Source organism: Micromonospora sp. WMMD1274 (genome assembly GCF_049179035.1).
Lineage (GTDB): Bacteria > Actinomycetota > Actinomycetes > Mycobacteriales > Micromonosporaceae > Micromonospora > Micromonospora tulbaghiae.
In genome coordinates this window covers 3,465,557-3,485,683 of the sequence record NZ_JBMHMG010000001.1, presented here as the reverse complement: position 1 = coordinate 3,485,683, position 20,127 = coordinate 3,465,557, and the positions used below count along the sequence as shown (strand labels likewise).

The window sequence follows — 20,127 nt, the reverse complement described above, 5'->3', positions numbered from 1 at the left end:
GGTCGCCGGGAAGCGGGGCCGGTCAGGCGGACAACGCGGCGGCGACCTCGCGCAGCGGCCGGCCGGAGTCGGCGATCGGCACGGTGAACGACAGCCAGGAACCGTCGGTGAAGTCGATCCGCAGCCGCTTCGGGTTGAGCCGGTGCCAGCCCACCCGCGCGGAGGCGATCTCCGCCCGGGTGGCCGACCACGCCACCGAGGTCTCGGCCAGCGCGCGTTCCTCGGCCTCGCGCCCGGCCAGCAGCTTGACCCCGCCGGTACGGCAGACCAGCAACCGCCGGTCGGTGACCGCGAGCAGCGTCTCCCGGACCTGGAGGTCGGGCCGGGGCGGACGGAGCGCGCGGTGCAGGCGGGAGGCGGCCGAGCCGGGGGCGCCGCGCCCGGCGATCCCCCAGCCGATCGCGTCGACCAGGCGATCGCCACGGTCCCAGGTGGCCAGTGGCAGCAGCACGTTGAGCAGCACCGAGCCGACCGTCCGCCAGCCCGGCGCGACTGTGGACTCCGGCTCGGGCGGTGGCGCCGGAGCGAGCCCCTGGCCGACGTCCGCCTTGGCGTGGGCCAGCACGCGCTCGCCCGGCTCGACGAGCCGGTCGATCGGGTCGCGGTATCTGGTCTCGTCCATCGGCTCAGTATCGGTCGTGGCCGTAGCCGTCGTCGGCGCGGCGCTCCGCGGCCGGGGCGTCGCCCATCACCTCGCCGACGATCTCGCGTACGCGGGCGGCGGCGGCCTCCTGCGCCCGGTTCGCCGCCGAGGTGATCTCCTCGGCGAGCGTGTACGAGTCGAAGCGCATGGCACGCGCGTTGATGTCGGTGGAGAGGATCTTGCCGTCGGCGGCGGCCACGACGGTGACCAGGCCGGAGTCGCTCACCCCCTGGGCGCTGCTCTGCTCCAGCTCGGCCATCCGCGCGCCGAGTTCGCGCTGCCACCCGTCCAGGTTGCGGGCCAGCGCCTCGATCCGGTCCAGGGCCGGGAACGTCATTGCTGCCTCTCAGTTCACGATCGAGTCGAACACGTTCTGCACGCCCTTGGTGTACGGGCCCAGATCCTCGCGGTACGTGCCGTCCACCAGGTAGTTGCGGTCCTTGCGCCCGTCGGAGACGTCGTGCAGGCCCATCCCGGTGTCGAGCAGGGCGCCGCCGATGCCGGGGATGTTCACCGGGGACGCCTGGTTGATGGCGAACTTGCCGGGGAAGAGGATCGCAGCGCGTTTGATCTTGAACGCGAACGCCTCCTTGGTGTAGCCGGACTTGTTCCACGCCCGGTACGCCTTCTTGGCCTGCCGCAGCTCCAGCACCACCCGGCGGTAGCGCATGAGCAACTCGGCGACCTTCTCCAGCTTGGTGACCAGCTTGGTGAGGATCTCCGCGAACCGGGCCACGATCTTGACCATGCGGCCGACGGTGGTGGCCAGCCGGGCCAGCACGCGCACCACTGTGGCCGCCAGTGTCACACCGGCGCTCAGCACAGCCGCCACCGCGGCGATGATGACCTCGGTCAGGAACCAGAGCAGGAACTCCAGAATCAGCTCCACCAGCAGGTTGAAGGCGTCCACAGCGGCGTTCGCCGCGTCGACCAGCACCTCCTTGGTGCCGTCCAGCCCTTTCGCCAGCTCCTCGATCGCCTCCTCGACCGACTCCATCGAGGCGTGGAACTTGTCCGCCGCGTCGCCGTCCCAGGCGCCGCGCAGCCGGGCCCGGTCAGCGACCTGGTCCCCCGCGATCCGCCGGACCGCCTCGCCCGTGGTCAGCGCGAGCTGGGCCGCCCGCATCAGGTCGTCCGGCTCACCGGCGACCAGTTCCAGGAGCTGCTCGAACGGCCACAGCACCGCGTTCGACAGCGGCTTGAACGGGTCGGGCGTGCCCGACACGATCTGCTCGAAGTAGGTCTTGTTGCGCTGCAGCGCCTCGGTGCTCATCCCGCCCCCCTCAGACGCCTGGCTTGAACATGTCGGTGTTCGCCACGTCCGTACCGGTGTAGGCGTCCGCGGTGTCGTCGAGCCCTTCGGCGATGTCGGCCATCACCTCGGCGCCGTCCGCCAGCCCTTCCAGGCACGCCTCGAACTGCTGCTCGTACGCGGCGGCGAGGCTGAACGAGGCGGGCATCACGCCGAAGGAGTGCCGGGCCACGTGGCCGTCGCGGAACGCCCGGTGCAGCTCACGGAACCGGCCGGCCCGGTCCCGGGAGGCGGCGGCGAACGCCGTCAGCGCCTCCGGCTGGACGTCGAGATTCCTGCTCGGACTGGTCACGGACCCTCCCCAGTGTCCGGTTGGAACTTCCACCGTCGTCGACGGCGCCACCAGACTAGGGGATACGAGCACCCGGTCAGGGGACACCGCGGCCGGCGCACGCACGGTAGACAGGGGATGCACCGTCCCCCGCCGGAGGAGATCGCCGATGATCCTGGCCCGCGCCGAACAGGTCAGCCGCCGCTACGGCGAGGTGCTGGCACTGGACCGGGTCGACCTGACCGTCCGGTCCGGGGAGCTGGTCGGCCTGCTCGGCCCGAACGGCGCCGGCAAGAGCACGCTGATCAACCTGCTGGTCGGGCTGCGCCGCCCCACCGCCGGCCGGGTCGAGCTGTGCGGCGGCGACCCGCGCGACCCGGCGAGCCGGCGGCAGCTCGGCGTCACCCCGCAGGAGACCGGCCTGCCCGGCACGCTGCGGGTCGGCGAGGTGGTCGACTTCGTCTCCGCGCACTTCCCCGACCCGGTGCCGCGCGGCGAGCTGCTCGACCGGTTCGGCCTCGCCGACCAGGTACGCCGGCAGACCGGTGGTCTCTCCGGCGGGCAGCGTCGCCGGCTCGCCGTGGCGCTGGCGTTCGTCGGCCGTCCCCGGCTGGTGGTGCTCGACGAGCCGACCACCGGCCTCGACGTGGAGGCGCGACACGCGCTCTGGGACGCGATCCGCGGCTTCCACGCCGACGGCGGCACCGTGCTGCTGAGCAGCCACTACCTGGAGGAGGTGGAGGCGCTCGCGCAGCGGGTGGTGGTGATCGGCCACGGGCGGGTGCTCGCCGACGACTCGGTGGCGGCGATCCGCGGGATCGTCGGCGTACGCCGGGTCAGCCTGGTCGCCGACGACCTGCCGGCGCTGCCGGGAGTGGTCGCCACCGAACGCGCCGACGGGCGGGTGCACCTGCTCACCACCGACGCCGACCAGCTCGTCCGCGACCTGGTCACCGCCGGGGTGGCGTTCCGCGACCTGGAGGTCCGGCCCACCTCGCTGGAGGAGGCGTTCCTCGCCATCACGGCCGACGACCGGCCCGCGCCCACCCCCGTCTAGGAGACCGCCGTGCCGCTCGCCCTCGTCCACGCCCGCTACCAGCTCCTGGAGATCATCCGGATCCCGGTGGCTGTGGTCGGCAGCGCGTTCTTCCCCGCCGCCGCCATGCTGTTCTTCGTGGTGCCGTTCGCCGGCGACGACCCGACCGGCGCCACCTACGCCACCGCCGCCATGGTGACCTTCGCGGTGATGAGCGCCAACATCTTCCAGTACGGCGTGGGCGTCGCCGAGGACCGCGACCAGCCCTGGAACCCGTACACCCGGACGCTGCCGGCCGGATCGGCACCGCGGCTGGCCGGGCGGATCCTGGCCGGGCTGGTGCTGACGTACGTGTCGATGATCCCGGTGGTGGTGATCGCGGCGGTCGCCACCGAGGCGCGGGTCGGCGCGCTCCAGTTCCTGCTCGGGCTCGGCGCGGTCGCCGTGATCTCGGTGCCGTTCACGCTGCTCGGCCTGACGATCGGCTACTCGCTGCCGAGCAAGGCCGCGATCGTGGTGGCGCAGGTGATCTTCTTCCCGCTCGCGTTCGGCGGCGGCCTGCTCTCCGGGCCGGACGACGCGCCCGGCTTCATCAAGGCGATCGCCCCCTACCTGCCGACCCGGGGCGCCGTGGAACTGCTCTGGGCGGCGGTCACCGACTTCCGGCCGGACACCCGCGCGCTGGTGATGCTCGCGGTCTGGGTGCTCGTGCTCGCCGCAGCGGCCGGCTGGGCGTACCGGCGGGACGAGGGCCGCCGCTTCAGCTGACCTTTTGTCCGGTTCCGGCCCGGTGGCCGACCCGGCGGTGCCACGATGCCGACAGGGCGGGCGAGCGGAGCCGCCCCCGGCGAGAGGGGTCACCGTGAACGGCGTCGAGCCCGGCACGCCCTGCTGGACCGACCTGGCCACGCCCGGTCTGGACGACGCACGACGGTTCTACCCCGAGCTGTTCGGCTGGACCGGGGAGATCTCCCCCGAACCGGACGCCGGCGGCTACACCGTCTTCCGCAAGGACGGCAAGGCGGTCGCCGGGGCCGGCCCACCCGGCACGCCGGACCAGGTACCGGTCTGGTCCACGTACGTGGCGACCGACGACGCCGACCTGGTCGCCACCCGGGTCGAGGCGGCCGGCGGGCAGGTCGTCGTCTCCCCGTTCGACGTCGCCCAGCAGGGCCGGATGGCGGTGCTCGCCGACCCGGCCGGCGCGGTGTTCAGCGTGTGGCAGCCGATGGCGATGCGCGGGGCCGAGCTGTACAACGCACCGGGTGCGATGTGCTGGAACGAGCTGGTCACCCCCGACCCCGACAGTGCGAAGGAGTTCTACGCGCTGGTCTTCGGCTGGCATCCGGAGGAGCGTCCGGCCGGACCGGTCGCGTACACCGGGTGGCGCTGCGGGGCCCGGATCGTCGCCGGGATGCTGCCCCGGGCCGAGCCGATGCCGGCGGATCTGCCCGCGTACTGGGCGGTCTACTTCGCGGTGGAGGACGCCGACGCCACCGCCGCCCGGGCCGCCGAGCTGGGCGGCACCATCCTCGTCCCGCCGCGCGACAACCCGGCCGGCCGCAGCGCCGCCCTACGCGACCCGTCCGGCGCCCTCTTCTCCATCTCCACCCTCCGCTGACCCCGCCCGCCCCCACCCTCGCCCGCTCCGCCCCGCCCCCTCCGCCCCCGCCTCGCCCCGCCGATCTTGCAGCTGCGGCCCTCATGGTGGGGCATACGCACCTTTTACCCGGGCCGAAAGTCCAAGATCGACGCGGCGGGGCGGGAACGGTCGAGATCTTGGTACGGAACGGCCCCCAGGAGGGCCATTTCGTACCAAGATCTACCTGCCACCCCGGCAGCCGGACCCCTCCGCCGATCTTGCAGGTGCGGCCCTTCAGGCGTGGTTTATGCGCCTTTTGCCGGGGCGGAAGGTGCAAGATCGACCGGGGAGGAGGGGGCGGGGTGAGGGCGGGACGGGTCAGGTTGGGCGGACGGGGACTACCAAAGGGCCGTGGTCGCCTGGTATCACCCGGATGTGGGCTCGGTAGTGGCGGGCCAGCAGCTCCTCCGTCAGCACGTCCTCGGGCGGGCCGGCGGCGGCCACCCGGCCGTCGGCGAGCAGGACCAGGCGGTCGGCGTACTCGCCGGCGATGGAGAGGTCGTGCATGGTGGCGAGCACCGTCAGGCCGTGCGCGCGGCGGAGCTGGTCGACCAGTTCCAGCACCTCCTGCTGGTGCCCGATGTCCAGCGCGCTCGTCGGCTCGTCGAGCAGCAGCAGGGTGGCGCCCTGGGCCAGCGCCCGGGCCAGGAAGACGCGCTGCCGTTCGCCGCCGGAGAGCGTAGCCAGCTCGCGGTGGGCGAACGGGCCGAGGTCGAGCCGGTCCAGCACCTCGTGCACGGCGGCCAGGTCGGCGGCCGACTCGCGGCCCAGCGGCGGGATGTACGGCGTGCGTCCGAGCAGCGCGTAGTCGAACACCGACATGCCGATCGGTACGACCGGGGACTGCGCCACGGTGGCCACGATCCGGGCGCGGTCGCGTCGGCGCAGCGCGCCGATCGGCGTACCGAAGAGGGCCACCTCGCCCGGGCCGGTGAGCAGGCCGCCGACGGCGCGCAACAGGGTGGACTTGCCGGCGCCGTTGGGTCCGATCACGGTGACCCACTCGCCGGCGGCGACCGTGAGGTCGACGCCCGCCAGGATCGGGGTGCCGCCGAGGGCGACCCGCAGGTCGTGGACGCGCACCGCGGGGGCGTTCACATCGCCACCCGGCGGGCGGTACGCAGGACCAGCACGAAGAACGGGCCGCCGAGCAGCGCGGTGACCACGCCGATCGGGATCTCGGCGGGTGCGGCGGCGGTCCGGGCGACCACATCGGTCAGGGCCAGGAACGCGCCGCCGAACAGCATCGACAGCGGCAGGATCACGCGGTGGCTGGAACCGGCGAGCAGCCGCATGGTGTGCGGCACGATGATGCCGACGAAGCCGATCAGCCCGGACGCGGACACGGCGGCGGCGGTGCCCAGCGACGCGGCGGCGATCAGCAGGTAGCGGGAGCGCTGCGGGTGCAGGCCGAGACCGGCGGCCTCGTCGTCGCCGACGGAGAGCACGTCCAGCTCGCGCCGGTGCAGCAGCACCACCACGGAGGTGAGCACGAAGTACGGCAGGACCAGCCACACGTCGTGCCAGCCGGCGGTGGCCAGCCGTCCGAGCAGCCAGGAGTAGACCTGCTGGATGTTGTCGGAGTGCTGTTGCAGCAGGTACGTCTGCCCGGCGGCGAAGAACGCGGAGACCGCCACGCCGGCCAGGATCAGTGTGGCGGGTGATCGGTCCCGCCCGCCGGCCGCGCCGAGGAGGTACGTCAGCACGACCGCGCCGAGCGACCCGACGAACGCGGCCAGCGGAATGGTGATCGGCAGCCCGGTCAGCGCCCCGCCCGCCCCGGCGCCGAGGACGATCGCCGCGGTGACCGCGAATCCGGCTCCGGCCGCCACGCCGAGCAGGTACGGGTCGGCCAGCGGGTTGCGGAAGACGCCCTGGTAGCAGCCGCCGGCCAGGGCGAGGAGCGCGCCGACGAGCAGGCCGAGCACGACCCGCGGCAGCCGCAGCTCGGTGATGATCGCGACTTCCCGCTCGGTGAGCCCGCTGTCCAGGTGCACGCCGGGCAGCAGGTTGAGCAGTTCGGCCGCGACGCTGCCGGGCGGCAGGCTGACCGGGCCGAGGGAGACGCCCGCGACCAGCGCGACGAGCACCGCCACGACACCGGCGAGCAGCCAGCGCTTGCGCAGCCCGGCGGGCCGGATCGGGGCGCCGGCCGCGCCGCGCGACCCACGCCGCAGGGGCCGGGGCAGCCGGGCACCCGGCCGGGACGCGTCGGGCGTCCCGGCCGGGCGAGGGGCGGAGTCCGCCTGTCGTACGGCCACGGTCAGGCCGGGACCTTGGCGGTGGCGTCGACGATCACCTTGAGCAGGTCGACCACGCGCGGGCCCCAGCGCGAGGCGATGTCGTCGTCCAGCTCCACGATCTGGTTGTTCTTCACGGCCGTGATGCCGGACCACCCGCTGCGCGCCTTCACCGTGTCGGCGCTCTGCTTGCAGCACTTGGTGTCGGAGAGGAAGACGAAGTCGGGGTTCGCCTTGACGATGACCTCCTGGGAGAGCTGCGGGTAGCCGCCGTTCTTCCCGTCGGCGTCGGACGCGTCGGCGATGTTCTCCAGGCCGGCGAGCGCGTAGATGGTGCCGATGAACGTCTTGCTGGTCGCCGTGTACAGCTCCGGGCCCAGCTCGTGGTAGTAGGTCGGCTTCTCCGTACGCTTCGGCAGGTCCTTGGTCAGCGCGGTGATGTCGTCCTTCATCTTCTGCACCACGGCGTCCGCCTCGGACCGGTGGCCGGTGAGCGTGCCCAGGTCGGTGAGCTGCCGGTACGTGTCGTCGAGCGTGGCCGCGGCGGGGATCTGGAGGACCGGGATCTTCAGCGCGACGAGCTGGTCGGCGATCTTGTTGAGGTTGTCCGAGATCACCACCAGGTCGGGGTTCCGGGAGGCGACCGCCTCGGCGTTCGGCTGGTAGCCGGACAGGTCGGTGCGGGGCGCCTCGGCCGGGTAGTTCGACTGGTCGTCGACGGCGGTGACCTGCTTGCCGGCACCGATGGCGAAGAGCATCTCGGTGGAGGTCGGCGAGAGCGAGACGATCTTCTCGGGCCGCTTCTCCAGCGTCAGCTTGCCGACGGTGGCCGGGAACGCGCCGCCGGAGCCGCCGGCGGCGGGGGTGTCGGTCGAGGTCTTCTCGGCGCAGCCGCCGAGAAGCAGCACGCCGGCCGCGAGCGCGGTGGCGAAGAGCCGGGGGGTACGTCTGGACATGGGGCCTCCTGTCGGTCGAGGAGTGTGGTGCTTCGCCGACAGGGGAAAGGCCCGTCCGCGAGGCGCCCTTCCTCGAGAGCGCGTGTCGCGACCGGGCCTCAGGCGACCTGGCTCGTCCCACGTCCGTCGGCGCCGGCGGAAGGCCGGCGCCGCGCGTACGGGGCATCACAGTTGCGGGACAGCGCCGGTTTCACACCGGCTTCGCTGTGGCACGGTCGGTGCCACGGTAGCGCACGACCAGCGGAGATCGTCCGGACGGTGGGGGTGGGTGGGAACCCCGGCGGGGGTGGAACCGGGGTTCCCACCCGGTGGTGAGGTCAGCAGTACTGGCTCTGCTTTCCGATCGCCCGGTACGGGCAGTCGGCGTACTCGGACAGGATCAGCACGGCCTCCCGGTTGCGTGAGGTCTGCGCCGGGATCACCTCGTCCGGCGGGTAGAAGCCGCCGCCGGAGGCCGAGCCGGGGTACATCTCGAAGGTGTACGCCCAGATCTTGTGGGCGCCCCACATCCAGTCGATGCTGGTGCCGTCGGCGATGTAGAGGTCGCTCGACTGTTCCGGGGTGTAGTTGTTCGTCGCCGCCATCTGCCGCCCGATGGTGGCGAAGGTGTTGTACTGGTCGGCGTTCATCCCGGTGGCGGTGTTGTTGTACGTGTACCCGTACGGCCAGAGCACCAGCTGCGAGTAGGTGTGGAAGTCGATGTTGGCCTTGATCTGCTGCACCCCGCCGACGACCCGGCTGTTGACGAAGTTGCGCAGCGCCGCGGTCTCCGGGGCGGAGAAGGCGGACGGGCCGCGGTAGGTGTCCGACGACTTGGTGCCGGACGAGCCGCCGCAGCAGCCCCACTGGTAGGCCCAGTTGCGGTTCAGGTCGGTGCCGATGGCTGTCGAACCGCTGTTGGGCTGCCGGTTCTTGCGCCAGGAGCGGTAGGAGCCGGTGGCGATGTCGTACTCGCTGCCGTCCGGGTTGACGGTGGGGACGATCCAGATCTCCCGGGAGTTGACGATGCCGGTGATCCGGGAGTCGCTGCCGTAGTTGTCGGTGAAGAGGTTGAGCAGGTAGATCGCCATCTCCACGGTCAGGTGCTCACGGGCGTGCTGCTGGGCGTTGAACAGGATCTCCGGCTCGGCCTCGTCGGTGGCGACGTTGTCTGAGATCTTCACCGCCATCAGGTCCCGGCCCTGGTACGACGTGCCGATGCTGAGCTTGCGGGCGATCGTCGGGTGGTCGGCGACCACCTTGTTCACCACGGCGGTCAGCTCGGCGTAGTCGTGGTAGTTCGAGTCGGCCGGCGGGAACGCGTTCGCGGTCATGCCCCCGTCGGCGTGGGTGTGCTCCGGCGCGACGTCCTTCTCGAGCCGGAATCCGAGCCGGGTGATCGCGTTGGCCTCGGCCTTGGTCGCCGTGACGTGCAGCACGCCGTGCTCGGAGTAGTCGATCGCGGCGCCGGTGGAGGCGACGGCGGTGCGGTCGGCCGCCGTACGCGGGCCGAGCACCCGGTAGGCGACGGTGGCCGGCTCACCGGAGCCTTCCGGCGCGGGCCGGGCCACGGCGGGCGCGGCGGCCGCGGTGAGGACGATGGTCAGGCCGACGGCGGCGGCGAGCGCCAGCCGGCGGCGGAGCGGAGAGGTGCGGAAGGCCATGGACAACCTCCTGGGGGTACGGGAGATCCCGTTGTCCGCACACTCCACCAGGAGACACATGGTCATATCAATATCTGTCTCTCTCTTTAGCCATCCCGACCTGATCGTCACTTCGGCAATGATTTTCTATGCCTGAACATCTGGCGAAACTTCCCGCCAGGCGCGACAGTGAACGGCAACGATGCCGTCTCCCTGTGGAGCTGCCATGTTCGGACGACCCATGCGCGCGGCCGCCCTCGCCGGCCTCACCGCGCTCACCCTCCTCGCCACGAGCGCACCGGTCCAGGCGCAAGCCGCGCGACCGGGCGTCACACACGACGAACAGATCACCTTTCAGGAGTTCTCCCGCTTCCCCGACTGGCGTACCGGCACCCACCAGGGCACCCGCGCCGTACCGGGCCGCCACCCGGCGCTGACCATCGACCGCCCGGCGGGCACCACCGAGTTCACCGACGAGCACACCGGCACGACCCGCACCTGGGAGTACGCCACCTGGACCTCGCCGGAGCGGCGGATCGGCTTCGACGCCACCGAGATGGTCGCGTCGTGGAACGCCGCCACCCCGGCCGGCACCTGGATCCAGGTCGAGCTGCACGGCACGTACAACACCGGGGCGCAGACCCCGTGGTACGTCATGGGCCGCTGGGCCTCCGGCGACCAGGACATCAAGCGCTCCACGCTGGACGGCCAGGGCGACCCGTGGTCGAGCATCTGGACCGACACGTTCTCGATCGACGACGCCGACGCCGGGGTGCTGCTGCGCTCGTACCAGCTGCGGCTGACGCTCTACCGCGCGCCCGGTCAGGCCGCCGCGCCGCAGGTCCGGATGGTCGGCGCGATGGCGTCGAACGTGCCGGACCGGTTCACCGTCACCCCGAGCCGGGGCGGCATCGCCTGGGGCACCGAGCTGGCCGTGCCGCGCTACTCGCAGAACATCCACATCGGCGAGTACCCCGAGTACGACGGCGGCGGTGAGGCGTGGTGCTCGCCCACCTCGACGGAGATGGTGGTCGAGTACTGGGGTCGCAAGCCCTCGGCCGAGGACACCTCCTGGGTCGACCCCACCTACCCCGACCCGACTGTCGACCACGCCGCCCGGATGACCTACGACTACGAGTACGAGGGCGCCGGCAACTGGCCGTTCAACACCGCGTACGCGTCGAGCTTCCCCGGCCTGGAGGCGCGGGTCACCCGGCTGCACTCGCTGGACGAGGCGGAACGCTTCATCAGGGCGGGCATCCCGGTGGTGACCTCGCAGTCGTTCCTCGCCAGCGAGCTGGACGGGGCCAACTACGGCACCTCCGGGCACCTGTTCGTGATCGTCGGCTTCACCGCCGACGGCGACGTGATCGTCAACGACCCGGCGTCCTCGTCCAACGACGCGGTCCGCAACGTCTACAAGCGGGAGCAGTTCGAGCAGATCTGGCTGCGCACCAAGCGCTACCGGGCCAACGGCACCGTGGCCTCCGGCTCCGGCGGCATCGCGTACCTGATCAAGCCGGCCGACCGGCCGTGGCCGGTCGTCCCGGGCTCGACCAACTGGTGAGCGGCTCGGCCGACCGATGAACGGCGAGGGGCCCGGCGCCATCTCCGGCGCCGGGCCCTCTCGTTCGTCCGCTCAGCCGTCGCGGCGCTCGGCGTCCGGCTCGTCCTCGCCCGCGAGCGCGGTACGCAGCCGGTCCTTCTCGGCGCGACGCCGCTCCGACGCCTCCGCCATCTCCCCGGCCATCTCGTCCCGCCAGTTGCGCAGCAGGAAGAACGACAGCGCGGCCGAGGAGATCAGCGCCACCATCAGCCGCAGGAACATGTTCATCTCGACGAACCAGAGGGCTGCCAGCACGGCGACGAACAGCCCGACCCGGCCCAGCGTGTACTTGACCGCCGCGCTCATTCCCGCATTCCCACTCTCTCCGTGCCTCAGCCCGTACGCCGGGCCAGCCAGTGCACGCCATGAAACCAGATGACGGCGTAGACCACGGTGAACACCGCCGCGGCCGACGCGCCGGTGAACAGTGCGGGCAGCCCGGAGGCCAGGCCCGCGACCAGCAGACCGGCGACGACGCCGAGCCCGAGCCCGGCCAGCGCGGCCACCACCCGGGCAGCCCCGAACTCCCAGGCCCGGAACTCGTCCCAGAACAGCCAGAGCGGCAGGATCACCGCGAGCCAGCCGTTCGTACCCCCGAAGCCGCTGTCGCCCACCGTGGCGAACGCGAACTCGAAGACCAGCAGCGCCAGCACCCCGATGACCAGGCCGGCGAGGCTCACCCCGAGCAGGTCACCGAGGGTGAGGATGCGCCCCTCGGCGTCGCGCCGGGGAAAGCCGCGCTGCTGTTCCTCGTCGCTCATCGCCAGGTCAGGCCCAGACCTGCTGCGGCTCGGACCGGCGCTCCGCCAGCGACGGCGGACCGTCGTACTCGCGGACGATCTCGTAGCGGGTGTTCCGCTCGACCGGACGGAATCCGGCGTCCCAGATCATGTGCAGCAGGTCGTCGCGGTGCATGGTGTTCGGCGTGCCGTACGAGTCGGCGTCGTGGGTGATCTTGTATTCCACGACCGAGCCGTCCAGGTCGTCGACGCCGAAGTTCAGCGAGAGCTGCGCGACCGACAGCCCGTGCATGACCCAGAAGCACTTGACGTGCGGCACGTTGTCGAACAGCAGCCGGGAGACCGCGAACGTCTTGAGCGACTCGGCCGGCGAGGCCATCGTGGTCCGGGCCTGGATCCGGTTACGGATCTTGCCGTCCGCCGAGTCGACGAAGTCGTGCTGGTAGCGCAGCGGGATGAAGACCTGGAAACCGCCGGTCTCGTCCTGCAGCTCACGCAGCCGCAGCACGTGGTCGACCCGGTGCCGGGGCTCCTCGATGTGGCCGTAGAGCATGGTCGACGGCGTCTTCATGCCCTTCGAGTGGGCCAGCCGGTGGATGCGCGACCAGTCCTCCCAGTGGCAGTTGTGGTCGACGATGTGCTGCCGGACCTCCCAGTCGAAGATCTCCGCGCCACCGCCGGTGAGCGACTCCAGGCCGGCGTCCATCAGCTCGTCGAGGATCGCGTCGGCGCTGAGCCCGCTGATCTTCTCGAACCACTGCACCTCGGTCGCGGTGAACGCCTTGAGGTTGACCTTCGGCAGCGCGGCCTTCAGCTCGCGCAGCACCTTCGGGTAGTAGCGCCAGGGCAGCGTCGGGTGCAGGCCGTTGACGATGTGCAGCTCGGTGAGCTGCTCGTCCTCCATCTCCTTGGCCTTGCGGACCGCCTCGTCGATACGCATCGTGTAGGCGTCCTTCTCGCCCGGCTTGCGCTGGAACGAGCAGTACGCGCACGACGCCGAGCAGACGTTCGTCAGGTTCAGGTGCCGGTTGACGTTGAACATCACCCGGTCGCCGTTGAGTTCCGTACGCCTGTGGTGGGCCAGCCGGCCCAGCCAGGTCAGGTCGTCGCTGTCGTAGAGGGCGATGCCGTCCTCGCGGGTCAGCCGCTCCCCCGCGTACACCTTCGCCTCGAGTTCGCGCTTGAGTCCGGCGTCCATCCGAAAGCCACGTCCTTCCACCTGGGTTCCCGATCGAGCGTACGTCGCGGGCCCGACCGGCCGCCGACGTGGTCGCGCCGGTTCACCGGTCGTCACGCTCCGCACATCGACATCGTCGCACCGGTGAGGTAAGACAGGGTGGGGCGGAACACACACCAGGGCCGTCCTGTCCCGACACGCCCCAAGCACGCGTGACGGACCCCAGACCGGACGGGGAGCGGTATGGCTCACAGCACCAAGGCCCGACGGCGACGAGGACGGCAGCCGGTGATCTCACCGATCCTGCGCCCGGCGCTCTGGTCCGCCCTCCTGGGGGCGGTCGCGGCCGCAGCGCTCGCCACACCCGCATGGGCCGACCCGCTGCCCGACGTCGTGCCCGACACCGGCTCCCGGCCCCAGGTCACCGGCCCCCTGCAACTGCCCGGCTCGTCCGGCGGCGTCCGTGGCGTGCCCGGCACCGTTCCCGGCGTGCCGGGCACCGTCCCCGGCCTCCCCGGCACCGTCCCGGGTCTGCCCGGTGTCACCGTCCCGGGCCTGCCCGGCGCGGGTGCCACCACCGGCGTGACCAACCCGGCCGACGGCCCACTGATCGCCCAGATCAACCAGCTCGACGCCCGGGTCACCCTGCTGGGCGAGGAACTGCTCCGGATCAAGACCGAGCGGGACGCCGCACAGACCGAGCTGACCCAGTCCGCCGCCCGGCTCACCGAGGCGGTGGACGCGCTCCGCCGCGCCCAGGACAACGCCAAGAGCGCCGCCGCCGACGCGGTCAAGGCCGACGCGGCGCTGCCGCCGGGCGAGTTCGGCGCCAGCCTGCGGGAGTTCGCCAACCTCCAGCGCATCACCCGGGGCGACAAGGCCGAGGGCGCCACCACGTCGGTGACCGGCGAACTCCTCCGTGCCACGAGCGCCGAGCAGATAGCGCGGGAGGCGCACGAGTCGGCCCAGCGGCGGGCGACCGAGAAGGCCGCCGAGTTCACCCGCGCCGAGGCCGACCTGCGCAAGCAGGAGACCGCGCTCGTCGCGCTGCGCAAGGAGAACGCGGCCAAGCTCCTGGAGATCGAGCGCCTGGCCGACGCCGCCGAGCAGCGGCTCGGCACCTCGTACGTGGTCGACCAGGGCATCGACGGCCTGGTGGCGGACCCGCGGGCGCTCGCCGCCGTGCGCTACGCCCTCGCCCAGCTCGGTGACCCCTACCTGTGGGCCGCCGAGGGCCCGGACCGGTTCGACTGCTCCGGCCTGATGCTCGCCTCCTACCAGGCGGCCGGCTACCGGGGCCTGCCCCGCGTCGCCAAGGACCAGTACTTCGCCACCCGTTCCCGCACCGTCTCGCCGAACGCCCTGCTCCCCGGTGACCTGCTGTTCTTCGCCTCGGGCAGCAGCTGGACCAGCGTCCACCACGTCGCCATGTACATCGGCAACGGCAAGATGGTGGAGGCGCCGCGGACCGGCGACGTCGTCAAGATCTCGGTGGTCCGCTGGTCCCGGCTCTACGCCGCGACCCGGGTGATCGGCGCCGTACCCGCCCCGGCCACCCCGGCGCCGCCGCCGACCGTGCCGGCCACCCCGCCGAAGCCGTCGACGACCCCCAAGCCGACGCCCACCACGCCGAAGCCGTCGACCACGCCCAAGCCGACGCCGACCACGCCGAAGCCCACCACGCCGACGCCGAAGCCGACGACGTCCAGCCCCGCGCCCAGCACGCCGCCGCCGAGCCCGACCGACTCGCCCGACCCGACGCCGAGCCAGAGCGCCAGCGCCGAGCCGGACACCAGCAGCGCCGCGCCGAGCAGCAGCAGCGCCGCCCCGTCGAGCAGCACGGCCGGCAGCGGCTCCGCCAGCCCGAGCAGCAGCGCGGACTGACCCAACCGCCACTCCGGCTGTGCTCCCGGGCCGGAATATGGCACGGTGAGATCCAGGCACTTCCGGTCGGCGCCACGGCTGGAGGCGAGCGTGGGTGCGGAGGGGCGAGATGGGCGAGCAGGACGTTCCGGCGGAGAAGGTCCACCCGGGACCGACGCCCGGCCCCGCCGACCCGGCCGGCGACGACGACCGCGGTTCGGCCTCACCCGGGCCGGTAGCCGTCGCCCGGGCGCGCGTGTCGGTCGCCGGTTCGGCAGTGCCGCCGCCCGCCGGTGACGAGCAGCCGCTTCCGCAGGCCGGTCCCACGACGTACCGGGCGGGCACCCCGGCGGACACCCCACCGCCGCTGGACCGGCGCCTGCCCGGCGCCACGGTGCCGCCGTCCAGCTGGTCCGCCTTCGCCGTGGCCGACCGCCCGGCGACACCCCAGCCCGCCGCCGCGCCGGCGGCGGACGGCGACGCCTCCCCGGGTACGCCCGGCAGCGCTCCGGCGGCCATCCCGGCTCCCCGCGTCTCCGGGTCCGCACGCGTGCCCGTACCTGCTCCTTCCGCCCCAGCCGTGGACCCGGCGGCAGCGGACGCCGCAGTGCCCGCCGACGCCGCCGGCCCGGCGGACCGCGACGCCGCGCCGGCCCGGCAGGCGGACGCCGCCTCCGAGCCGCACGACGGCTCCGGAGCCTCCTCCGCCGCCGAGAGCTCGGCAGCCGGTTCCGGCGAGTCTCCGCCGCCCGTCACCGCAGCGTCGGCCGGGTCCGCAGGCGCGCCGCCGGTCACGTCCGGCGACGTACCGCCGGTCGGGTCCGCCGACTCCCTGCCGGTCGGGTCCGCCGGCTCGGCACCTGCCTCCGCCGACCGCCCCGCCCCGCTCACCGGCGCTTCCCCGCCCGCCGAGCAGGCCGGACCCGCACCCGCCCGGGCCAGCGCGTCGGTGCCCGGCCTGAGCCGTGTCTCCGCGGAGGAGGTCGCCGCCTCCGTGGTGGCCGCGCCGCCCGCCGCCGCCACTGTCTACCGGGCCGGACCGGTGAACCCGGAACCGCCGGAGCCGGTCCAGCCGCCGGAGCCCGCGCAGCCCCCGGCGCCGAACGGCCCGGAGCCCGAGCCGGCGCCGACCCCGGTGCCCGGTCCCACGCCGCCGTCGCCCGCGCCGCCGGTGCCCGAGCCGGAGCCCCCGCTCCGGCCCACGCCACCCCTGCCGACGCCGCCCGCGCCCACCCCGCCGACGCCCACGCCCACGCCCGGGCCGGTGCCACCGGTCCCCGGGCCGCCCGTGCCGCCGCCGGGTCCGCCCGTACCCCCGCCGCCGCCCCCGCCGGGTCCGATGCCCGCACCGCCGTTCCCGCCGCCACCGGCGATGACCGGCGGGCCGGGCCCACTGCCCGCGCCGCTGTTCCCCGCCCCGGCGACCGGCCCGTCGTTCCCGCCCGCGCGGGCCGCCGTACCGGGCCCGCCGGCCGCGCCGCTGTCGCCGCCGGCCGCGCCGCTGTCGCCGCCGGCCGCGCCCGTCGTGCCGCCGGCCACGCCCCTGTCGCCGCCGGCCGGCCCGCCGGACGGTGCGCTGCCGTCGTGGGCCGCCGCACCCGTGTCGGCACCGCCGCCGCCCGTGGTGCCGGCCCCGGCGCTGCCGACCTGGCCGCCGCCGGCCACGCCCGGCCGCGACGCCGACACGACCCGTCCGGTACGCCCGCAGCCCGCCGATCCGGATCTCGCCACCGCCGCGTACGGCGGGACCGACGGGCCGGGTTTCGCCACCGTGTCGTTCCCGCAGGGCAACCCGCTGGAGAACTCCGGATCGCTGACCGGGCACATCCTGGCCCAGGGCTGGTCCGAGGAGAGCCCGGCGGCCCGGGGCGGCAACACCAAGGTGGTCATCGTGCTGGCGGTCGCGCTGATCATGCTCATCGCGATCAGCCTGCTCGTGGTCTTCCTGGCCAACGACGCGCTGAGCGGACTGACCGGGACCATGCTCATCGAGTGACAGGGGTGAGCCCGCCCACTACGGTCTCGCGTTGCCGTGGCGGAGTCGTCGATGCGCCGTACACTTGTCTCTGATCATTGACCCGGCGCGCCCGACTGCGCGCGCCCATGGGCGATCTTGCGGGCGATTCGGCGGCGTGACAGGCCGCGGCGGGCCATCGCGAAGATGCGCCCCGCTCGAGAGGTATTTCTTGACCACGTTCGCTGAATCCAGCACGTCCCCGTCCATCGACCCGACGCCCGAGACCGTCGACTTCGCCTCGCTCGGCCTGCCCCAGCAGCTCGTCGAGACGCTCGCCCGGCAGGGCATCACCACCGCGTTCGAGATCCAGCGGGCCACGCTGCCCGACTCGCTGGCGGGCCGCGACGTCCTCGGCCGGGGCCAGACCGGCTCGGGCAAGACGCTCGCCTTCGGCCTGCCGGTCATCGCCCGGGTCGCCGACCGCAACCGGGCCCGGCCGCTGCACCCGCGCGCCCTGGTCCTGGTCCCCACCCGTGAACTTGCCATGCAGGTCAACGACGCCCTCGTGCCGCTCGGCAAGTCGGTGGGCGTGTTCCTGAAGACCGCCGTCGGCGGTGTGCCGTACGACCGGCAGATCGACGCGCTGCGCCGCGGCGTGGAGATCATCGTGGCCACCCCGGGACGGCTCGGCGACCTGATCGAGCGCGGCGTGTGCCGGCTCGACGACGTCGAGATCACCGTGCTGGACGAGGCCGACCAGATGGCCGACATGGGCTTCCTGCCCGAGGTCACCCGGCTGCTGGCGAAGACCCCGGCGGACGCGCAGCGGCTGCTGTTCTCGGCCACTCTGGACAACGACGTCGACACGCTCGTCAAGCGGTTCATGACCGACCCGGTCACCCACTCGACCGCACCGGCCACCGCCGCCGTGTCCACCATGGATCACCACCTGCTGCTGATCCCGCCGCACGACAAGTTCGCGGTCGCGGCGTCCATCGCCGCCCGCGAGGGCCGCACCATGCTGTTCGCCCGTACGCAGCTCGGCGTGGACCGGCTCGTCGAGCAGCTCGCGGCCGTCGGTGTGCGGGCCGGTGGGCTGCACGGCGGCAAGACCCAGCGCATGCGCACCAAGACCCTCGCCGAGTTCCGCGAGGGCCGGACGCCCGTGCTGGTCGCGACCGACGTGGCGGCCCGGGGCATCCACGTCGACGGCGTCTCGCTGGTGCTGCACGTGGACCCGCCGAAGGACCCCAAGGACTACCTGCACCGGGCCGGCCGTACGGCCCGGGCCGGCGAGTCGGGCGCGGTGGCGACGCTCGTGCTGCCGAAGCAGCGCCGCACCACGCTGGCCATGATGGAGAAGGCGGGCGTCGAGCCGGCCGAGACCCGGGTCCGGGCGGGCGACGAGGCGCTGGCCGAGCTGACCGGCGCGCGCGAGCCCAGCGGCGTACCGGTCCGGGACGAGCCGGAGCCGCGGCGCGGCGGCTCGCGCCGCTTCGGCGACCGGGACGCCCGGGGCTTCGACCGTGGCGGCCGGAGCTTCTCCGACCGTGGCGAGCGCCGGTTCGGCGACCGCGACGGCCGGGGCGAGCGCCGCTTCGGCGACCGGCCCGCGGGCGAGCGGTCGAGCGACCGGTTCGCGGACCGGGGCGGTGACCGCCGGTTCGGCGACCGGCCGGCCGGCGAGCGCTACTCGGGCGAGCGGTCCGGCGGCGGTGAGCGCCGCTTCGGGCGGCCGGAGCGTCGCGACGACCGCAGCTTCGGCGACCGGCGGTTCGACGGCCGGAGCGTCGGCGAGCAGCGGTCCGACGACCGCGGCCCGCGCGGCGACGACCGGCGCTTCGGCGAGCGGTCCGAGCGGCCGTACGGGGACCGGCAGCGCCCGGCGACCGGACGCGGGTACGACCGCGACGACCGGCGGTACGACGACCGGCCGAGCGGCTCGCGCGGCTTCGGCGACCGGCGCCAGGACGACCGCCCGCACGCCGAGCGGCGTTTCGGTGACCGGGGCGACGCGCGTCCGGCTGAGCGCCGGGCCGGCGGTTTCCGGGCCGAGGGGCGGGGCCGGGACGACAGGCGCGGCTTCGGCGGGCGCCCGCCGGCACGTACCCACTGATCTGAGCGCACCCACTGCCGCCGCCGAGCATCCGCTCGGCGGCGGCGGTGCGTCCGGGGTGATTTCGGCTCCCGTTCTAGCTGCGCGGTGTGAGGACGGGATATCGCCGGGTCGGCTCATTCCACAGCGACAGGCGATGACGAGGCCGCCAGTCGGGCGGTGGCGTCGGGGTGGCCTTGTCGATGGTCTGCCGGAGGCTGCGCCGAGCGGACCGGCCCCACGACCAGGCGACCCAGCAGCCGAACGCCTGGGCGATGACGGCGGCCAGGAGCAGCCCGGTGCCGATCGGGTCAGACATTGCGCACCGACCGCAGCCAGCCCAGGAACCGGATGTGCATCTCGGCGGGGTCCGGCGGCTCGGAGTAGAGCCTGGTCAGGTCATCGGTTGCCTGCCGCATCAGGGCGGCCAGATCGACGGCGAGGTGGCGTCGGTCGTGCTCGTAGTCAACGACCAACTCGGCCTTGGCGTTCTCGCACGGCCAGTTGAGCAGGTCTGCCGTACAGACCCAGAGGGGTTTCAGCGGAGCGTGGCGCTGGGTCACTCGGGGCCTCCTGCATGGTTCGGCGTCCAGGTGGCACCCCCGTCCGCCGCGAAACTCGCCACCGGGCGGGGGGCCTGATCCATCAGATCGCCCACTTGGCCCCCTGTCAACGTTGACGGGCCCATATAGGTGGGTTTATTTGTTCGCGTAACAGTGGTCGGGTCGGACCGCTCCTACCTTCGAAGTCGTGACCAAGGAGACGGGACCGGGCGAACTTGTCGCGGCCGGTGAGATCTTGAAGATGCTCGGCGTGGGCAGATCGAGATTCCGCGAGATCCGGCGGCATCCCGCATTCCCCGCGCCGTATCAAGAGCTGTCGGTCGGCGCGGTCTGGTTGAAGCGGGACGTCGAGCGGTACATCCGGGAACACCGACCGCCCCGGCCGGCGGACGACGACGAGTAGC

Annotated in this window: 20 protein-coding genes, 1 pseudogene and 1 riboswitch; of the genes and pseudogenes, 8 read left to right on the top strand and 13 right to left on the bottom strand. The window is 73.2% G+C overall.

The genetic code is table 11. From position 1 onward, the window contains the following. Positions 1-22 precede the first annotated feature (22 nt). Genes ACN27D_RS16425 through ACN27D_RS16410 form a run of 4 tightly spaced genes read right to left on the bottom strand, consistent with a single transcriptional unit; the run spans position 23 to position 2,247 of the window. Complete coding sequence (locus tag ACN27D_RS16425; protein ID WP_421499421.1) at positions 23-622, bottom strand: hypothetical protein; 600 nt, start codon at positions 620-622, stop codon at positions 23-25. 4 nt (positions 623-626) lie between these two features. After that, positions 627-980, bottom strand: coding sequence for a YbaB/EbfC family nucleoid-associated protein (locus ACN27D_RS16420; protein WP_120572099.1), 354 nt, complete (start codon positions 978-980; stop codon positions 627-629). Between the two features lie 9 nt (positions 981-989). Next, positions 990-1,916, bottom strand: a complete 927-nt coding sequence (locus tag ACN27D_RS16415) for a WXG100 family type VII secretion target (RefSeq protein ID WP_421499420.1) — start codon at positions 1,914-1,916, stop codon at positions 990-992. A gap of 10 nt (positions 1,917-1,926) precedes the next feature. Continuing rightward, positions 1,927-2,247, bottom strand: coding sequence for a type VII secretion target (locus ACN27D_RS16410; RefSeq protein ID WP_120572101.1), 321 nt, complete (start codon positions 2,245-2,247; stop codon positions 1,927-1,929). Between the two features lie 148 nt (positions 2,248-2,395). Between ACN27D_RS16410 and ACN27D_RS16405 the strand changes: the two genes are divergently transcribed. From ACN27D_RS16405 to ACN27D_RS16395, 3 genes are all read left to right on the top strand, one after another. Then, positions 2,396-3,283, top strand: a complete 888-nt coding sequence (locus ACN27D_RS16405; protein ID WP_120572102.1) for an ABC transporter ATP-binding protein — start codon at positions 2,396-2,398, stop codon at positions 3,281-3,283. 9 nt (positions 3,284-3,292) lie between these two features. Continuing rightward, positions 3,293-4,030 (top strand): ABC transporter permease, encoded by a 738-nt coding sequence (locus tag ACN27D_RS16400; protein ID WP_421499419.1) that lies wholly within the window; start codon positions 3,293-3,295, stop codon positions 4,028-4,030. A gap of 94 nt (positions 4,031-4,124) precedes the next feature. Next, on the top strand, positions 4,125-4,883 hold the full coding sequence (locus tag ACN27D_RS16395; RefSeq protein ID WP_120572104.1) for a VOC family protein: 759 nt from the start codon (positions 4,125-4,127) through the stop codon (positions 4,881-4,883). A gap of 339 nt (positions 4,884-5,222) precedes the next feature. On the opposite strand, the gene ACN27D_RS16390 is transcribed toward ACN27D_RS16395, so the two are convergent. From ACN27D_RS16390 to ACN27D_RS16375, 4 genes and pseudogenes are all read right to left on the bottom strand, one after another. Then, positions 5,223-6,002 carry an ABC transporter ATP-binding protein gene (locus tag ACN27D_RS16390; RefSeq protein WP_120572105.1) on the bottom strand — a complete coding sequence of 260 codons (780 nt, stop codon included), beginning with the start codon at positions 6,000-6,002 and terminating at the stop codon, positions 5,223-5,225. Then, positions 5,999-7,081, bottom strand: a complete 1,083-nt coding sequence (locus tag ACN27D_RS16385; protein WP_374538386.1) for a FecCD family ABC transporter permease — start codon at positions 7,079-7,081, stop codon at positions 5,999-6,001. The genes ACN27D_RS16390 and ACN27D_RS16385 overlap by 4 nt, the downstream gene beginning before the upstream one ends. A gap of 86 nt (positions 7,082-7,167) precedes the next feature. After that, positions 7,168-8,100: an ABC transporter substrate-binding protein gene (locus ACN27D_RS16380; RefSeq protein WP_374538383.1), complete on the bottom strand. Its 933-nt coding sequence runs from the start codon at positions 8,098-8,100 to the stop codon at positions 7,168-7,170. 106 nt (positions 8,101-8,206) lie between these two features. Beyond that, positions 8,207-8,300, bottom strand: a riboswitch (cobalamin riboswitch). Positions 8,301-8,420: 120 nt separating this feature from the next. Continuing rightward, positions 8,421-9,743 (bottom strand): annotated as a pseudogene (locus ACN27D_RS16375) (M14 family metallopeptidase); the annotation flags it as partial. Positions 9,744-9,948: 205 nt separating this feature from the next. On the opposite strand from ACN27D_RS16375, the gene ACN27D_RS16370 reads away from it, so the two are divergent. Continuing rightward, a complete protein-coding gene (locus tag ACN27D_RS16370; RefSeq protein ID WP_121682971.1) occupies positions 9,949-11,289 on the top strand; it encodes a C39 family peptidase in 1,341 nt (446 codons plus the stop codon). 72 nt (positions 11,290-11,361) lie between these two features. On the opposite strand, the gene ACN27D_RS16365 is transcribed toward ACN27D_RS16370, so the two are convergent. The 3 genes from ACN27D_RS16365 to mqnE are packed head-to-tail and all read right to left on the bottom strand — an operon-like array spanning position 11,362 to position 13,266. Beyond that, entirely contained in the window at positions 11,362-11,634 is a 273-nt protein-coding gene (locus tag ACN27D_RS16365; RefSeq protein ID WP_091414468.1) for a DUF4229 domain-containing protein, read from the bottom strand. 26 nt (positions 11,635-11,660) lie between these two features. After that, a complete protein-coding gene (locus ACN27D_RS16360) occupies positions 11,661-12,089 on the bottom strand; it encodes a hypothetical protein (RefSeq protein WP_120572109.1) in 429 nt (142 codons plus the stop codon). 7 nt (positions 12,090-12,096) lie between these two features. Further along, positions 12,097-13,266, bottom strand: coding sequence for an aminofutalosine synthase MqnE (gene mqnE, locus ACN27D_RS16355; protein WP_421499418.1), 1,170 nt, complete (start codon positions 13,264-13,266; stop codon positions 12,097-12,099). A 222-nt stretch (positions 13,267-13,488) separates the two neighbouring features. Between mqnE and ACN27D_RS16350 the strand changes: the two genes are divergently transcribed. From ACN27D_RS16350 to ACN27D_RS16340, 3 genes are all read left to right on the top strand, one after another. Beyond that, a complete protein-coding gene (locus ACN27D_RS16350; protein ID WP_421499417.1) occupies positions 13,489-15,129 on the top strand; it encodes an NlpC/P60 family protein in 1,641 nt (546 codons plus the stop codon). A 109-nt stretch (positions 15,130-15,238) separates the two neighbouring features. Beyond that, entirely contained in the window at positions 15,239-17,104 is a 1,866-nt protein-coding gene (locus tag ACN27D_RS16345) for a hypothetical protein (protein WP_421499416.1), read from the top strand. 190 nt (positions 17,105-17,294) lie between these two features. Then, the gene (locus ACN27D_RS16340) at positions 17,295-19,181 is read left to right on the top strand and encodes a DEAD/DEAH box helicase (protein ID WP_421499415.1); all 1,887 of its coding nucleotides are present in this window, start codon (positions 17,295-17,297) and stop codon (positions 19,179-19,181) included. 76 nt (positions 19,182-19,257) lie between these two features. On the opposite strand, the gene ACN27D_RS16335 is transcribed toward ACN27D_RS16340, so the two are convergent. Continuing rightward, positions 19,258-19,479, bottom strand: coding sequence for a hypothetical protein (locus ACN27D_RS16335; protein ID WP_355111335.1), 222 nt, complete (start codon positions 19,477-19,479; stop codon positions 19,258-19,260). After that, positions 19,472-19,723: a flavin reductase gene (locus ACN27D_RS16330; protein WP_421499414.1), complete on the bottom strand. Its 252-nt coding sequence runs from the start codon at positions 19,721-19,723 to the stop codon at positions 19,472-19,474. Before ACN27D_RS16330 ends, ACN27D_RS16335 begins: the two co-directional genes overlap by 8 nt. A gap of 187 nt (positions 19,724-19,910) precedes the next feature. Between ACN27D_RS16330 and ACN27D_RS16325 the strand changes: the two genes are divergently transcribed. Next, entirely contained in the window at positions 19,911-20,126 is a 216-nt protein-coding gene (locus tag ACN27D_RS16325) for a helix-turn-helix transcriptional regulator (RefSeq protein ID WP_036311366.1), read from the top strand. The last annotated feature ends 1 nt before the right edge of the window (position 20,127 follow it).

Excerpts from the sequence above, each read along its gene's own strand:
- ACN27D_RS16345 (WP_421499416.1), top strand. The coding sequence starts at position 15,239 with ATGGGCGAGCAGGACGTTCCGGCGGAGAAGGTCCACCCGGGACCGACG.
- ACN27D_RS16380 (WP_374538383.1), bottom strand. The coding sequence starts at position 8,100 with ATGTCCAGACGTACCCCCCGGCTCTTCGCCACCGCGCTCGCGGCCGGC.
- ACN27D_RS16335 (WP_355111335.1), bottom strand. The coding sequence starts at position 19,479 with ATGTCTGACCCGATCGGCACCGGGCTGCTCCTGGCCGCCGTCATCGCC.
- ACN27D_RS16405 (WP_120572102.1), top strand. The coding sequence starts at position 2,396 with ATGATCCTGGCCCGCGCCGAACAGGTCAGCCGCCGCTACGGCGAGGTG.
- ACN27D_RS16365 (WP_091414468.1), bottom strand. The coding sequence starts at position 11,634 with ATGAGCGCGGCGGTCAAGTACACGCTGGGCCGGGTCGGGCTGTTCGTC.
- ACN27D_RS16420 (WP_120572099.1), bottom strand. The coding sequence starts at position 980 with ATGACGTTCCCGGCCCTGGACCGGATCGAGGCGCTGGCCCGCAACCTG.
- ACN27D_RS16415 (WP_421499420.1), bottom strand. The coding sequence starts at position 1,916 with ATGAGCACCGAGGCGCTGCAGCGCAACAAGACCTACTTCGAGCAGATC.
- mqnE (WP_421499418.1), bottom strand. The coding sequence starts at position 13,266 with ATGGACGCCGGACTCAAGCGCGAACTCGAGGCGAAGGTGTACGCGGGG.
- ACN27D_RS16350 (WP_421499417.1), top strand. The coding sequence starts at position 13,489 with ATGGCTCACAGCACCAAGGCCCGACGGCGACGAGGACGGCAGCCGGTG.
- ACN27D_RS16425 (WP_421499421.1), bottom strand. The coding sequence starts at position 622 with ATGGACGAGACCAGATACCGCGACCCGATCGACCGGCTCGTCGAGCCG.
- ACN27D_RS16360 (WP_120572109.1), bottom strand. The coding sequence starts at position 12,089 with ATGAGCGACGAGGAACAGCAGCGCGGCTTTCCCCGGCGCGACGCCGAG.
- ACN27D_RS16370 (WP_121682971.1), top strand. The coding sequence starts at position 9,949 with ATGTTCGGACGACCCATGCGCGCGGCCGCCCTCGCCGGCCTCACCGCG.